Genomic DNA, 14,926 nt, shown 5'->3' on the forward strand with positions numbered 1-14,926 from the left:
TGCGACGACGATCCGGCTGGAAGCCGCGCGTTGGGCGGCAGATAGTCCCTGCGACCAACCCAGAGCAGGAGGGGCCGAATGAGCGCCTACATGAAATCCCATCCCACGCGCGAAGGCTTCTTCGGCCCCTACGGCGGCGCCATGCTGCCCCCGCCGCTCGAGCCGCATTTCGCGGCGATCCGCGAGGCCTACGACCGGATCTCGAAATCGGCCGACTTCATTAACGAGCTGCGCTACATCCGCAAGCATTTCCAGGGCCGGCCGACGCCCGTCTCCTACCTCAAGAACCTCTCGGGCCAGTGCGGCGGGGCGCAGATCTACGCAAAGCGCGAGGATCTGAACCACACCGGCGCGCACAAGCTGAACCACTGCATGGCCGAGGGGCTTCTGGCGCGCTTCATGGGCAAGAAGAAGCTGATGGCCGAGACCGGGGCCGGCCAGCACGGCGTGGCTCTGGCGACGGCCGCCGCCTATTTCGGCATGGAGTGCGAGATCCACATGGGCGAGATCGACATTGCCAAGGAGGCGCCGAACGTCACCCGCATGAAGCTCTTGGGCGCGACGGTGGTGCCGGTGGGCTTTGGCGGCCGCTCGCTGAAGGAGGCGGTGGACAGCTGCTTCCAGAGCTACCTGAGCCAGGCCGACACCGCGCTCTTCGCCATCGGCTCGGTCGTGGGGCCGCACCCCTTCCCGATGATGGTGCGTGACTTCCAACATGTCGTGGGCGTCGAGGCGCGCGAACAGTTCCTCGAGATGACGGGCGAGTTGCCCGACATGGTGGCGGCCTGCGTCGGCGGCGGGTCGAACGCGATGGGCATCTTCTCGGGCTTCATCGACGACGACGTGGCGCTTTACGGGATCGAGCCCTGCGGCACCTCGTCAAAGCTGGGCGAGCACGCGGCGACCATCACCTACGGCGAGGATGGCGACATCCACGGCTTCCGCACGATGGTGCTGAAGGACGCCGAGGGGAACCCGGCGCCGGTGCATACCGTGGCCTCGGGCCTCGACTATCCCGGCGTCGGGCCGGAACACGCCTTCCTGCACCGCTCGGGCCGCGTGACCTATACGGGCGCCGACGACAAGGAGGCGCTGGCAGCCTTCTATGCCCTGTCGCGGCACGAAGGCATCATTCCGGCGCTGGAAAGCGCCCATGCCGTCGCCTTCGCCATGCGCGAGGCGAAGAACCATCCGGGCAAGTCGATCCTGATCAACCTCTCGGGCCGGGGCGACAAGGACATCGACTATGTGACCGAGACCCACGGATTCGGCGACGGGCTGTAATGCAAGGCGCCGCCCGGTCTCCCGGGCGGCGCTTCTCGCGCGGCGGGCGCGCTCAGTAGCGGTAATGCTCGGCCTTGTAGGGGCCCTCGACCTTGACGCCGATGTAGTCGGCCTGTTCGGGGCGCAGCTCGGTCAGCTTCACGCCGATCTTCTTCAGATGCAGGCGGGCCACCTTCTCGTCCAGCGCCTTGGGCAGGATGTAGACGCCGGGCGCATACTCGCCACCCTTGGTCCAGAGCTCGATCTGCGCCAGCACCTGGTTCGTGAAGCTGGCCGACATCACGAAGGACGGGTGGCCGGTGGCGTTGCCGAGGTTCAGCAGACGCCCCTCGGACAGAAGGATGATCCGGGCGCCCGAGGGCATCTCGATCATGTCCACCTGGTCCTTGATGTTGGTCCACTTGTGGTTCTTCAGCGCGGCAACCTGGATCTCGTTGTCGAAGTGGCCGATGTTGCCGACGATGGCCATGTCCTTCATCTCGCGCATGTGCTCGATGCGAATCACGTCCTTGTTGCCGGTGGTGGTGATGAAGATGTCGGCGTCCTTCACCACGTCTTCCAGCACCACGACCTCGAACCCGTCCATCGCGGCTTGCAGCGCGCAGATCGGATCGACCTCGGTCACCTTCACGCGGGCGCCCGCGCCGCGGAGCGACGCCGCGGAGCCCTTGCCCACGTCGCCATAGCCGCAGACCACGGCGACCTTGCCCGCCATCATCACGTCGGTCGCGCGGCGGATGCCGTCCACCAGCGATTCCTTGCAGCCGTACTTGTTGTCGAACTTCGACTTGGTGACGCTGTCGTTCACGTTGATCGCCGGGAAGGGCAGCAGGCCCTTCTTGTGCAGGTCATAGAGGCGGTGGACACCCGTGGTCGTCTCTTCGGAAACGCCCTTGATCGCGTCGCGCTGCTTCGTGAACCAGCCGGGGGTCTCGGCCATGCGCTTCTTGATCTGATTGAAGAGGCAGACCTCCTCGTCGCTCGTCGGCACGGCGATCAGGTCGGTCTCGCCCGCCTCGACCCGCGCGCCGAGAAGGACATAGAGCGTCGCGTCCCCGCCGTCGTCGAGGATCATGTTGCAGGTGCCCTCGGGGAACTGGAAGATCTTATCCGTATAGGCCCAGTAGTCCTCCAGCGTCTCGCCCTTGATCGCGAAGACCGGCACGCCCGAGGCCGCGATGGCGGCCGCGGCATGATCCTGGGTCGAGAAGATGTTGCACGAGGCCCAGCGCACGTCCGCGCCCAGCGCCACCAGCGTCTCGATCAGCACGGCGGTCTGCACGGTCATGTGCAGCGATCCGGCGATCCGGGCGCCCTTGAGGGGTTTCGAGGTGCCGAACTCTTCCCGCAGGGCCATCAGTCCCGGCATCTCGGTTTCGGCGATGTCCAGTTCCTTGCGCCCGAAGTCGGCGAGCGATAGATCCTTGACGATGAAATCGGCCATGGGCTTTCGGCTCCTGATCACTAAGTCGGCCCTGCCTTAGCATCGACGCGGGATCGGAGCAATCCGCGCACCCTGCGGCTTTCGAAGCAATGCGGGCCGCAAGGACGAAAGGACGATCATGGCCCTGAATGTGGAAGCATCGCGGCCGGCGCGGGCGCGGCAGGCAGTGATCTTCTGCTGCGACCGGAACTATTATCCCTATGCCATGTTCGCGGCGGCGCAGATCGCAGGGCGGCATCCGGATCGCGGCTTCGACATCTGCATCGCATCCCTGGAGGCGATCGAAGAACCGCATTCCCTCTCGGAACTGGCGGTGCGGCATTGCACGATAGACGCCGCTCACCTCTTTGCCGATTTCGGGCTCGACGATCGCCGGACGGCCGTCACCTATCTGCGGCTCGTGCTGCCCGATGCCTTTTCAGAGGACTATGACCGGATCCTCTATCTGGACTCGGACATCTATATACAGGGAGGAGACCTTGCGGCCCTGCTCGCCCTGCCGTTGGCAGCACGCCCCCTGGCGGCGGTGCGCGACAACAAGCAGTGGCGGACGCCCTCACGACGCATGGTCGATTTCGACCGGCTGGGATTGCCTCAAAGGCCCTATTTCAACTCGGGCGTCCTGCTCTTTGACGTTCCTGCCTTTCGCGCAGCCAACCTGTTGCAGGAGGCGCTCCGCATCGGACGATCCCAAGGCCGGCAGCTTGTTCGACACGACCAGTCCCTGCTGAATGCAACCATGCTGGGTAACTGGGCCGAACTCAGCCCATCCTGGAACTGGCAATATACATGGTCCTCACGGCTGTTCGCCGCCATGCTCGGCCCGAACATCATCCATTTCATCGGCCGGTGCAAACCGTGGTGCGACCCGGACAATCTCCTCTCTCCGCAGTTCGCACGGGATCTGCAAATCTTCCTCGCCCGCCATTTCCCCAATCATCCACCCCTTCCCCTTGGCCCCGGAATGCGCCCCGACTCTCTCGCCATGCGTCGAATGCTGATGAAGCACCTTCTCTCCTCCGGGAGACTTGCACGCTATCTCGAGCGTTTCCCTTCGGACCTGACGGTAGGCCCATGAAACGCGCGTGGCAGAGGATGCTGTCGGGGCGGCGGCTGGACCTGCTGGACCCGACGCCCGTGGATATCGAGATCGAGGACATTGCGCATGGTCTCGCCTTCGTGGCGCGCTGGAACGGCCAGACACGCGGCGACTACGCCTTTTCGGTCGCCGAACATTCCCTTCTGGTCGAGGAGATCTTCAGCCGCTGCCACCCGCGAGCGGCGATGCGCTGGCGTCTGGCGGCCCTGCTGCACGATGCGCCGGAATATGTCATCGGCGACATGATCAGCCCGGTAAAGGATGCCATCGGGGCACAATATGGCGATCTGGATGCACGCCTTGCGGCGGCCATTCACATCCGCTTCGGCCTTCCCGCGCAATTGCCCCTGCAGGTCAAGCGGGACATCAAGAGGGCTGATCGTATCTCGGCCTGGCTGGAAGCGGTGCAGATCGCCGGATTTACCGAGGCCGAAGCGGATCGCTTCTTCGGGCGCCCCGCCGAGGCGCTGCTCGGTGGCCTGCAGATCCGTCTGCGGCCGCCGGTTGAAGTGCGGGCGGCCTTCACCGCCCGACACAAGGAGCTTCAATTGGCGCTGGATCGCCGTTGAAGTCAGATCGCCATGCTTTCGGCCGGCTTTCCGGCCTTGATCGCGGCCTCGAACCAGCGCGGTTTGCGACCCCGGCCGGACCAGGTGTCCGAGGGGTTTTCCGGATTGGCATATTTGGGTTGGGCCGCCGCGCGGCGTCTGGTGGCGGCGGCGCCCGTCAGTTCCGATAGCGAGAAACCGAGCTCACGGGCCTTTTCTTCCAGTTCGGCCAGTGCATCCCGCTTCCGCCGGTCCTCATAAGTCGAGATTGCCTTGGCAACCTGCGCCTGCAGCGATTTGAGTTCCTTGAGGCTCATGGAGTCGAGATCGATATCCATTCATTCTTCCCGTCATACAAACCATGCAGTCAATTACTTTTACGACGGGAGGCAAAGGTCAATCGGATTACAGGAAAAATTTTGATTTTCGACCGATTGCGTCACAGGAATTCCATCAAGCCTTATACTTTCAGGTAGGAGATGCCGGAATGGCACGCCTTTGGAAGGCTGGATTATTCACCCTGCGCTAGAAACAGTCTCGCCCGGAAGAACCGCTTTCCACGGCATGCAGCCCCATGACCGCTGAAATGCGACTGAGGTATTGCCGCCGCCTGTTCAGAGTATTGAACGCTCCGCGCCGTCTTGCACCGGCACCCCGGTTCAGGATGCCCCGCGGCCGGCCGGGCAAGAGCCTGTAGGGATATGCGTCGCTCGGACGCCCGAGGCCCCAACCGGCCCTCAGGTCGCGTGAACGGCACCCGCCCCAGCGGCGCGCCGCCTCAAGGCGGGCAGCGCCCCGGGACGGCTGCCATGGTCATGACGTCCCTTCAAGGGACGAACGGGCCGGCCGTTCGGGACGCGCACCCTCCTCGTTCCGGGCGACCTCGGCGCGGCACCGGACACAGAGAGGCACGGGCGCCGGTTCGACGGCGGTCGCCTCAGCGCGGGCTGCGCTTGGCCAGGATCCGCTGGAGCGTCCTGCGGTGCATGTTCAGCCGCCGTGCGGTCTCCGAGACGTTGCGATCGCACATCTCGTAGATGCGCTGGATATGCTCCCACCGCACGCGGTCGGCCGACATCGGATTCTCGGGAGGCGGCGGCAGGCTCTCGCCCTTGGCGAGCAGCGCGTGGGTCACCTCGTTGGCGTCGGCCGGCTTGGACAGATAATCCGTCGCGCCGATCTTCACCGCGGCGACCGCGGTCGCGATCGCGCCATAGCCCGTCAGGACGACGATGCGGCAATCCGGCCGCCGCTCGCGCAGCACCTCGACCACGTCGAGCCCGTTGCCATCCTCGAGACGCAGGTCCACCACCGCATAGGCCGGCGGACGCGCCTGCGCGATGGACTTGCCCTCGGCGACACTCTGCGCGGTTTCCAGCACGAAGCCCCGCTTCTCCATCGCCTTGGCAAGCCGCTTCAGGAAGGGCTCGTCATCGTCCACGAGAAGAAGGGACCGATCGGCCCCGAGTTCGAATACCAGATCCTCAGCCATGATTGTCGCCCATCTGCGTTCCCCTCGATGCTTGATAGGACTTCTGCCGCCGAGCGTCAAAGGAAGTTGACACATGGCTGTCATTCACGAAGCACGAAACTCGCTCCGCGATCTGTTCGGGCGTGTCGTCACGCTTGAAGAAGTCCACGAAACCAACGCCGGGTAGCATGAAGTAGGTGAAGGTGGAATGATCAATCAGATAATACTCATCCTCGGCCTCCTGCACGCGGAAGAAGGTCTTGTAGGCCTGTGACGCCGCCTTGACCTGCTCCTCGGATCCGGTCAGCGCCACCGTCGCTGGATGGATCGCCTCGGCAAAGAACTTCAGCTGCTCGGGCGTGTCGCGGGCGGGATCGACCGAGATGAAGACCGGCGTCACGTCGATGCCCCACTCGGTCAGGATGTCCACGGCCTGCGCGTTGCGCGCCATGTCGAAGGGGCAGACATCGGGACAGAAGGTATAGCCGAAATAGACCAGCGCGGGCTTGGCCAGCACCTCGCGGTCGGTCACGGTCTCGCCGTCCTGGTTCACCAGCGTGAAGGCTCCGCCGATCGCGCCGCCGGCCACCTGATTGGCTCCGCATTGCGCGAAACGGTCCTCGGGCTGGCGCAGCAGCACCCATGCCGCCGACCCTGCCAGAAGCGCGACGACAGCCACCGCGGCAGCACCGGCATAGAGCTTCGTCATGAGATGTTCCTCCACGCTTGCGGTTGCCGATTGATCCCGCGGGCCCGGCAACCTAACAAGGTCCCGATACAGGCAAAGTGACATGGGCTGCAATGATACTCGGTCCCGACGGCATTCTGAACCGTGACACCCGCGGCGACTGGGTCCGGCTGCGCACGCTGATCCTGCTGCGCTGGATGGCGGTGGCGGGCCAGCTGGCCGCCATCATCGTGACCGACTGGTATCTGGGCGTGCGCCTGCCCATGGGGCTCTGCTTCATGGCCGTCGGCGCCTCGGTCATCGCCAACGTCATCGCCACCTTCGTCTTCCCGCAGAACCGCCGCCTGACCGAGTTCCAGGCGCTGATGATCCTGCTCTTCGACCTCACGCAGCTGTCGTTCCTGTTGTTCCTGACGGGCGGGCTGACCAATCCGTTCGCGCTGCTGATCCTCGCGCCCGTCACCATCTCGGCGCTTGCGCTCGAGCTGCGCACCACGGTGATCCTCGGCGCGATCGCCATCGGCCTTCTGACCTTCACCGCCTATTTCCACCTGCCGCTGATCCTGTCGGACGGGTCGAGCCTGACGGTGCCGCGCATGTTCGAGTTCGGCTTCTGGCTCGCCATCGTCATCGGCATCCTGTTTCTCGGCCTCTATTCGCGGCGGGTGGCGATCGAGATCCGCTCGATGTCCGACGCGCTTCTGGCGACCCAGATGGCGCTCGACCGCGAGCAGAAGCTGACCGACCTCGGCGGCGTGGTGGCCGCGGCCGCGCATGAGCTGGGCACGCCGCTCGCGACGATCAAGCTCGTCAGCTCGGAACTGGCCGAAGAGCTGTCGGACCAGCCGTCGCTGCGCGACGATGCCGAGCTGATCCGCGCGCAGGCGGATCGGTGCCGCGATATCCTGCGTTCGATGGGGCGCGCCGGGAAGGACGATCTCCAGATGCGGCAGGCGCCCCTGGGCGAGGTGCTGCGCGAGGCGGCCGAGCCGCATGTCGGTCGCGGCAAGCGAGTCGAGTTCGACCTCTATCCCAGCCGCGACGGTGACGAACGCCAGCCGGTGATCCTGCGCCGACCCGAGGTGATCCACGGGCTGCGCAACCTGATCCAGAACGCGGTGGATTTCGCCCGCTCGACGGTCTGGATCGACGGCGAATGGACGGGCGACCGGATCGCCATCCGCATCGTGGACGATGGCGAGGGCTATCCGCCCGCGATCATCGGCCGTATCGGCGACCCGTTCGTCCGCCAGCGCCGCAGCGAAGAGAGCCAGTCGCGCCGTCCGGGCTACGAGGGCATGGGCCTCGGTCTCTTCATCGCCAAGACGCTGCTCGAGCGGTCGGGCGCCGAACTCAGCTTTGCCAATGCCGCCGATCCGTTCCTGCGCAGCCACGAGCGCCCCGAGCGTTGCGGCGCCATCGTCGAGGTGATCTGGCCGGTGGGCCGGCTCGTGGTGGTGCACAATGCGCCGCTGGGCGAAAACGTCCTGATCCAGGGGTGAACGGCGGCACACGCCGCAGCCTGCGGTTGTTGCTGCCTTAACGGGCTGTTAACCCTCTGCGCCGCAAGGTGCGGGCGCTTGACCATTCAGTCCGGGGTTACGGCAGATGGAGTTTGACTGGGCACTCGCGCTCGGGCTTATCCTGACCGCAGCAATGGCCGCCTCTGCCGCGATCGTGCTGGCGGGCGTGCTGCAGGCTCGGTCCGGTCGGCGGACGGGCGGGATCTTCTCCGACCCGCAGTCCGGCACGGTCTTCCTGTTCGACGGCGAGACGCTTCTGGACGCGACGCCCGGGGCGCGGGCCATTCTCGCCCTCTCGCCCGCCCGCGGCGGGCCGTGGCTGCGGCTGCTCGCCTATCTCGTGCCACGCTTTCCCGATCTCGAATCCCGCCTTGCCACGCTGGCGGGGGACGGGCGGCTCACGCTCGCCTCGACGGGCGAGGCCGATCCGCTCCTCCTGATGGCCGAGATGCGGGGCGGCGTGACGCGCCTGACGCTCGACGATCCCACCAGCGCCGAGCGGCCCCGGCTGGACCATCTGGCGCAGCGCGCGCTGGTGGAAGAGCTGGACCAGCTCCGCGCGACCGTCTCGCAGGCGCCGCTGATGATGTGGCGCGAGAGCGGGCGGGGCGAGGTGATCTGGGCCAACGCGGCCTATCTCCTTGAGGCGGCGAAACGGCTCGACGCCGGCGAAGACCTGAGCTGGCCACTCCCCCGCCTCTTCGAGCGCGCCGCCACCGCGCAGGGCGCGCCGGGGCAGCGCCAGAAGCTCGAGACGCAGGGCACCGCCCGCTGGTTCGAGCTGGTGGGCTTTGCCGAGGGCGAGGGCCGGCTTCTCTTCGCGCTGCCCGCCGATGCCGCCGTGCAGGCCGAGGCCTCGCTGCGCGACTTCATGCAGACGCTGGCCAAGACCTTCGCGCACCTGCCGATCGGGCTTGCGATCTTCGACCAGCACCGCAAGCTGGCGCTCTTCAACCCGGCCCTGCTCGACCTCACCAGCCTGCCGCCCGACATGCTGGCGCTGCAACCCTCGCTGTTCTCCTTCCTCGAGGCGCTGCGCGACCGGCAGATGATCCCCGAGCCGAAGGACTATCCCAGCTGGCGCCGCCAGATCCTCGAACTGGAGAAGGCGGCCTCCAGCGGCCTTTACACCGAGACCTGGAGCCTGCCTTCGGGCCAGACCTACCGCGTGATCGGGCGGCCCCACCCGAACGGGGCCCTCGCGCTGATGTTCGAGGACATCTCGACCGAGATGAGCCGGACCCGGCGCTATCGGGCGGATCTCGAACTCGGGCAGGCCGTGGTCGATGCGATGGACGAGGCGATCGCCGTCTTTTCGCAGGCGGGGGAACTGGTGATGACCAACGCGGCCTACGGCGCCCTCTGGGGGCACGATCCGGTCGAGACGGTGGGCAGCGGCTCGATCGTGCAACTCTGTGAGCAATGGCGCGCCCGCACCGCCCCTTCGCCGCTCTGGTCCGAGGCCGAGCGGTTCGTGGCCGACCTCGGCAGCCGGCGCCCCTGGAGCGGCGAGGTCCGGCTGGACGACGGCCGCCTGATCTCCTGCCGCTTCTCGCCGCTGACGGGCGGGGCGACGCTGGTTCTCTTCCGCATCAACCGGCCCGATGAGGGCGCTTCCGCCGAGGCGGCCACCCTCCGCCGCGCGTGAGCGCCACGGCCGACCCGCCTGCGGCCCTTGCGCCCGGACGCGGCTCTGGGCATGGTCGCGCCCATGTCCGCGCCCGCCTCCCTCACCCTCTCCCTTCCCTCGGAAGACGCGACCGCCGAGCTGGGCGCGCGGCTGGCCCGGCGGCTGCAGCCCGGCGACGTGCTGTTGCTCGAAGGGCCGATCGGCGCCGGCAAGACCCATCTCTCGCGCGCGCTGATCCGCAGCGCGCTCGGCCGCGAGGAAGAGGTGCCCTCGCCGACCTTCACGCTCGTCCAGACCTACGAGGCCGCGGATCACGAGATCTGGCACGCCGACCTCTACCGCCTGACCCACCCCGACGAAGTGCTGGAACTGGGCCTTGAAGCGGCCTTCGCGACGGCGGTCTGTCTCGTGGAATGGCCGGACCGGCTGGGCGGTCTTGCCCCACCCGACGCGCTTCGCCTGCGGCTCGAGGCCGAGGGCGAGGGGCGGCGCGCGGTCTTCTCGGGCGGTCGGCCGGGCCTGCTCGCACAGCTGGAGCATGACTGGCATGGATGATGCGGCACCCGCCACGCGCGAGGCGCTGGCACAGGCCTTTCTCGCGCGCTCGGGCTGGGGCACGGCGCTGCGGCACCATCTGGCGGGCGACGCCTCGGACCGGAGTTACCAGCGGCTGCAGCGGGGGCCCGAGACGGCGGTCCTGATGGATGCGCCGCCCGGCAGGGGCGACGATCCGGCCGCCTTCGTGGCCATCGCCGCCCATCTGCGCCGCCTTGGCCTCTCGGCGCCCGAGGTGCTGGCCTGCGATCTGGCGAACGGCTTCCTGCTCCTCGAGGATCTGGGGGACGCGCTCTTCGCCCGCCTTCTCTCCGGCGCCGGTGGCCCGGCCGAGCCCGCGCTCTACGAAGCGGCGACCGATGTGCTGATCCACCTTCAGCGCGCGGCCCCGCCCGCGGGCCTGCCCGACCTGTCGGCGGCGGAATGGGCGCAGGCCGCGGCGATGGCGCCCGACTGGTATGCGCGCGCCGCGACCGGAACGGCCCCCGATGCCGCGCGCTTCACGACCCTGCTCGAGGAGGCGCTCCGCCGCCATGCCGACGGGCCGCGCGTGCTGATCCTGCGGGATTATCACGCCGAGAACCTGCTCTGGCTGCCCGGGAGGGCGGGCCTTGCGCGGGTCGGCCTGCTGGATTTCCAGCTCGCCCAGATGGGGCAGCCGGGCTACGATCTCGTCTCGCTGGTGCAGGACGCGCGGCGCGATGTGCCCGAGGCCATGGAACGCGCCATGATCCGCCGCTTCGCCGCAGCCACCGGCGCCGAGCCGGAGGCCTTCGAGGCGGCCCATGCGGTTCTCGGCGCGCAGCGGGCGCTGCGCATCCTGGGCATCTTCGCGCGGCTCTGCCTCGTCGCGGGCAAGCCGGGCTATGTCGCGCTGATCCCGCGGGTCTGGGGCCAGCTCTGGCGCAACCTCGCGCATCCGGCGCTGGCGCCGCTGGCGGCCGAGTGCCGCGCCCTTCTGCCGGAGCCCGCTCCGGCCGTTCTGGAAAGGATCCGCGCGCAATGCGGCCAGATGCGGTGATGATCTTCGCGGCGGGCTTCGGGACGCGCATGGGCGCCTTGACCGCCACCCGGCCCAAGCCGATGATCGAGGTGGCGGGCCGCCCGCTCATCGACCATGCACTGGCGCTGGCCGAGGCGGCGGGCGTGGCGCGCATCGTGGCCAACACCCACTATCTGCCCGCGACGCTTCAGGCCCATCTGGCCGGCCGCGCCCACATCTCGCACGAGGAGGAGATCCTCGAGACCGGCGGCGGCCTCCGTCACGCCCTGCCGCTGCTGGGGCGGGGGCCGGTCTTCACGCTGAACAGCGACGCGGTCTGGACGGGCGAGAACCCTCTGGACCGGCTCGCACAGGGCTGGAGCGAGGGGATGGAGGCGCTTCTCCTGCTTGCGCCCTCCGGGGCGGCGCGGGGCGACTTCACCATGGATGCCGGGGGCCGGATCGCCCGCCCGCAGGGCGCGCCGGGTTACACCTATCTCGGGGCGCAGATCCTGCGGACAGAGCGGTTGGCGGCCGTCAACGCGCGCGCATTCTCGCTCAACCTGATCTGGGACCAGATGATCGAGGCCGGCACGGCCTTCGGTCTCGTGCACCGCGGCGGCTGGTGCGATGTCGGACGCCCCGAGGGGATCGCCGAGGCCGAGGCGATGCTCACCCATGCTTGACGCGTCTTCCCTGTTCGAAGGGCCGGGCCCCCGCCTCTTCGGGCTGCCGCCCGGCGTGGATTTCCCGGCGGCGCTGGTGCGGGGTCTGCGCGCCCGGATGGCCGGCGCCCCACCCGAGGCGATGGCGCGGGTCGAGCTTTACGTCAACACGCAGCGGATGCGGCGGCGGGTCGTCGAGCTGATGACGGCCGAGGGCGCGGGCTTCCTGCCGCGCATCCGCCTCGTGACCGAACTGCCGCCGGTGCCCGGCCTGCCCGCCCCGGTTCCGCCGCTGCGCCGGCGGCTGGAGCTTGCGCAGCTCGTGGCGCGGCTGATCGAGGCGCAGCCCGACATCGCGCCCCGCTCGGCGCTCTTTGACCTCTCGGACAGCCTTGCCGACCTGATCGACGAGATGCAGGGCGAGGGCGTGCCGCCCGAGGCCATCGCGCGGCTCGACGTCGCCGACCATTCGGCGCACTGGCAGCGGACGCAGACCTTCATGGCGATCGTGGCGCCGATGTTCGGGGCGGACGCACCCGACGCGCAGGCGCTGGCGCGGATGACGGTCGAGCGGATCGCCGCCCGCTGGGCCGAGGCGCCCCCCGATCATCCGGTGATCGTCGCGGGCTCCACCGGCTCGCGCGGGACGACGGCGCTCTTCATGCAGGCGGTGGCGCGGCTGCCGCAGGGCGCGCTGGTGCTGCCCGGCTTCGACTTCGACCTGCCCGCCGAGGTCTGGGACGGGCTGGGCGATGCGCTGACCGCCGAGGACCATCCCCAGTTCCGCTTTCACCGGCTGATGGGTCTCGTGGGGGCTGCGCCTTCTCAGGTGCACCGCTGGACCGACGAGGACCCGCCGAGCCCGGCGCGGAACCGGCTGATCTCGCTCTCGCTGCGGCCCGCGCCGGTGACGGACCAGTGGCTGACCGAGGGGCAGCGCCTGACCGATCTCGCGCTTGCGGCCGAGGGCATGACGCTGATCGAGGCCGCAGGGCCGCGGGCCGAGGCGCTGGCCGTGGCGATCATCCTGCGCAAGGCCGCCGAAGAGGGCCGGCGCGCGGCTCTCATCACCTCGGACCGGGGGCTCACGCGGCAGGTGGCGGCGGCGCTCGACCGCTGGGGGATCGTGCCGGACGATTCCGCGGGCCGCCCGCTTGCGCTCTCGGCGCCGGGGCGGTTCCTGCGGCATGTGGCGCGCCTCTTCGGACAGCGGCTGACCGGCGAGGCGCTGCTCACGCTGCTCAAGCATCCGCTGACGGCCACCGGCTCGGACCGCGGCAACCACCTGCGCTGGACGCGGGATCTGGAGTTGCACCTGCGGCGCAAGGGGCCGCCCTTCCCGACGGGCACCGATCTGGATCTCTGGGCCGGGGCGCGGCCCGACGACGGGGTGGCGGACTGGGCGCGCTGGCTGGGCGGACGGATCGAGGGGCTCGATGCGGCGGGCACCCGTCCCCTGTCCGATCATGTCGCCGCCCATCTGGCGCTGGCCGAGGCGCTGGCCGCGGGACCAGCCGGCACGGACACGGGCGAGCTGTGGCTGAAGGAGGCGGGTGAGGCCGCGCGCGCCGCCGTCGAGGAGTTGCGCCGCGAGGCACCGCACGGGGGCGAACTGACCACCGCGGACTACACCGACCTCTTCGACGCGATCCTCGCCCGCGGCGAGGTGCGCGAGGCGGTGCAGGCCCACCCCGGCCTGATGATCTGGGGCACGCTCGAGGCGCGCGTGCAGGGGGCCGATCTCGTGATCCTCGGCGGCCTCAATGACGGGACATGGCCGCAACTGCCGCCGCCCGATCCGTGGCTCAACCGGCAGATGCGGCTCCGGGCGGGGCTTCTTCTCCCCGAACGGCGGATCGGCCTCTCGGCGCACGACTACAGCCAGGCGGTCGCCGCGCCCGAGGTGGTGCTGACCCGCGCCACCCGCAACGCCGAGGCCGAAACGGTGCCGTCGCGCTGGCTGAACCGGCTGATGAACCTGATGAGCGGGCTGAAGACGCAGGGCGGGCCCGAGGCGCTGGAGGCGATGCGCGCGCGGGGACGCGGCTGGCTGGCGCTCGCCTCGGCGCTGGAGCAGCCCGAGGCGCCGGTGCCGCTGGCCGCGCGGCCCGCGCCGCAGCCGCCCGTTTCGGCGCGGCCCGACCGGCTGGCCGTGACCGGCATCCGCACGCTGATCCGCGACCCTTACGCGATCTATGCCCGCCACATCCTGCGGCTCTATCCGCTCGATCCGCTGCACCGGGCGCCGGATGCCCGGCTGCGCGGCTCGATCCTGCACCGCATCCTCGAGGAGTTCGTGAAGGACCGCGCGCCGGGGACCGACCGCGCCGCCGAGCGCGCGCGCCTGATGCGGATCGCCGAAACGGTGCTGACGGACGAGGTGCCATGGCCCGCCGCCCGCGCACTGTGGCTTGCCCGGCTCGACCGGGCGGCGGATTTCTTCCTCGAGACCGAGGCGGCGCATGGCGGAACCCCGGTCGTGCTGGAAGAGGAGGGCCGCGTGGACCTCGCGCCCCTGCGCTTCACGCTGACGGCCAAGCCGGACCGGATCGACAGGCTGCCCGATGGCCGGCTGCATATCCTCGACTACAAGACCGGAACCCCGCCCACCAGGAAGCAGCAGGAGCAGTTCGACAAGCAGCTTCTGCTCGAGGCGGCGATGGCCGAGCACGGCGGCTTTCGCAAACTGGGGCCCACGGACGTGGCGCGGATCAGCTACATCGGCCTCGGATCGAGCCCCAAGGTGGAGAGTGTCGAGACCGACGCAGCCCTTCTGGGGCAGGTCTGGGAGGGGCTTCACGCCCTTGTCGGCCGCTACCTGCGACGCGAGCAGGGCTATGTCTCGCGCCGGGCCATGTTCGGCGAGCGGTTCCCCGGCGACTACGACCATCTCGCGCGGTTCGGCGAGTGGGAGATGAGCGACAGCCCCGTGCCGGTGCCGGTGGGGGAAGAGGCGGGCGCGCCGTCCGGCGAGGCCCGCCCACGCGACAGGACACGCCCGGAGGATGCCGCATGAGACGCCCGTCCGAGTCCGCCG

Annotated in this window: 13 protein-coding genes; 9 read left to right on the forward strand and 4 right to left on the reverse strand. The window is 68.9% G+C overall.

All coding sequences use genetic code 11. The features are described from left to right. The first annotated feature begins 78 nt into the window (after positions 1-78). A complete protein-coding gene (gene trpB / locus LV780_RS13045; protein WP_108221324.1) occupies positions 79-1,284 on the forward strand; it encodes a tryptophan synthase subunit beta in 1,206 nt (401 codons plus the stop codon). A gap of 52 nt (positions 1,285-1,336) precedes the next feature. Here trpB and ahcY read toward each other — a convergent pair whose 3' ends face one another. Beyond that, complete coding sequence (gene ahcY, locus LV780_RS13050) at positions 1,337-2,728, reverse strand: adenosylhomocysteinase (protein WP_108221323.1); 1,392 nt, start codon at positions 2,726-2,728, stop codon at positions 1,337-1,339. Positions 2,729-2,846: 118 nt separating this feature from the next. Between ahcY and LV780_RS13055 the strand changes: the two genes are divergently transcribed. Both LV780_RS13055 and LV780_RS13060 read left to right on the forward strand, forming a co-directional pair. Further along, positions 2,847-3,806, forward strand: a complete 960-nt coding sequence (locus LV780_RS13055; protein ID WP_108221322.1) for a glycosyltransferase family 8 protein — start codon at positions 2,847-2,849, stop codon at positions 3,804-3,806. Then, the gene (locus tag LV780_RS13060; protein WP_011909907.1) at positions 3,803-4,396 is read left to right on the forward strand and encodes an HD domain-containing protein; all 594 of its coding nucleotides are present in this window, start codon (positions 3,803-3,805) and stop codon (positions 4,394-4,396) included. Before LV780_RS13055 ends, LV780_RS13060 begins: the two co-directional genes overlap by 4 nt. A gap of 2 nt (positions 4,397-4,398) precedes the next feature. Here LV780_RS13060 and LV780_RS13065 read toward each other — a convergent pair whose 3' ends face one another. The 3 genes from LV780_RS13065 to LV780_RS13075 form a co-directional block, all read right to left on the reverse strand. After that, positions 4,399-4,713 (reverse strand): H-NS histone family protein, encoded by a 315-nt coding sequence (locus LV780_RS13065; protein ID WP_011909906.1) that lies wholly within the window; start codon positions 4,711-4,713, stop codon positions 4,399-4,401. 599 nt (positions 4,714-5,312) lie between these two features. Then, positions 5,313-5,867 carry an ActR/PrrA/RegA family redox response regulator transcription factor gene (locus LV780_RS13070; protein ID WP_011909904.1) on the reverse strand — a complete coding sequence of 185 codons (555 nt, stop codon included), beginning with the start codon at positions 5,865-5,867 and terminating at the stop codon, positions 5,313-5,315. After that, positions 5,860-6,555, reverse strand: coding sequence for an SCO family protein (locus tag LV780_RS13075; protein ID WP_108221321.1), 696 nt, complete (start codon positions 6,553-6,555; stop codon positions 5,860-5,862). The genes LV780_RS13070 and LV780_RS13075 overlap by 8 nt, the downstream gene beginning before the upstream one ends. Positions 6,556-6,647: 92 nt before the next feature. Between LV780_RS13075 and regB the strand changes: the two genes are divergently transcribed. The 6 genes from regB to addB all read left to right on the forward strand — a co-directional run bounded on the left by regB (position 6,648) and on the right by addB (position 14,905). Continuing rightward, the gene (gene regB / locus LV780_RS13080; protein ID WP_101341397.1) at positions 6,648-8,036 is read left to right on the forward strand and encodes a sensor histidine kinase RegB; all 1,389 of its coding nucleotides are present in this window, start codon (positions 6,648-6,650) and stop codon (positions 8,034-8,036) included. 106 nt (positions 8,037-8,142) lie between these two features. After that, positions 8,143-9,705: a PAS-domain containing protein gene (locus LV780_RS13085; protein WP_108221320.1), complete on the forward strand. Its 1,563-nt coding sequence runs from the start codon at positions 8,143-8,145 to the stop codon at positions 9,703-9,705. A 51-nt stretch (positions 9,706-9,756) separates the two neighbouring features. Then, positions 9,757-10,242, forward strand: a complete 486-nt coding sequence (gene tsaE / locus LV780_RS13090; protein ID WP_181318510.1) for a tRNA (adenosine(37)-N6)-threonylcarbamoyltransferase complex ATPase subunit type 1 TsaE — start codon at positions 9,757-9,759, stop codon at positions 10,240-10,242. Then, complete coding sequence (locus LV780_RS13095; protein ID WP_108221318.1) at positions 10,235-11,263, forward strand: aminoglycoside phosphotransferase family protein; 1,029 nt, start codon at positions 10,235-10,237, stop codon at positions 11,261-11,263. Before tsaE ends, LV780_RS13095 begins: the two co-directional genes overlap by 8 nt. Next, a complete protein-coding gene (locus tag LV780_RS13100) occupies positions 11,245-11,910 on the forward strand; it encodes a nucleotidyltransferase family protein (RefSeq protein ID WP_108221317.1) in 666 nt (221 codons plus the stop codon). The genes LV780_RS13095 and LV780_RS13100 overlap by 19 nt, the downstream gene beginning before the upstream one ends. Before the next feature lie 10 nt (positions 11,911-11,920). After that, positions 11,921-14,905 (forward strand): double-strand break repair protein AddB, encoded by a 2,985-nt coding sequence (gene addB / locus LV780_RS13105; protein ID WP_117345054.1) that lies wholly within the window; start codon positions 11,921-11,923, stop codon positions 14,903-14,905. The last annotated feature ends 21 nt before the right edge of the window (positions 14,906-14,926 follow it).

The sequence above is a fragment of the Cereibacter azotoformans genome (assembly GCF_021391315.1).
GTDB lineage: Bacteria > Pseudomonadota > Alphaproteobacteria > Rhodobacterales > Rhodobacteraceae > Cereibacter_A > Cereibacter_A azotoformans.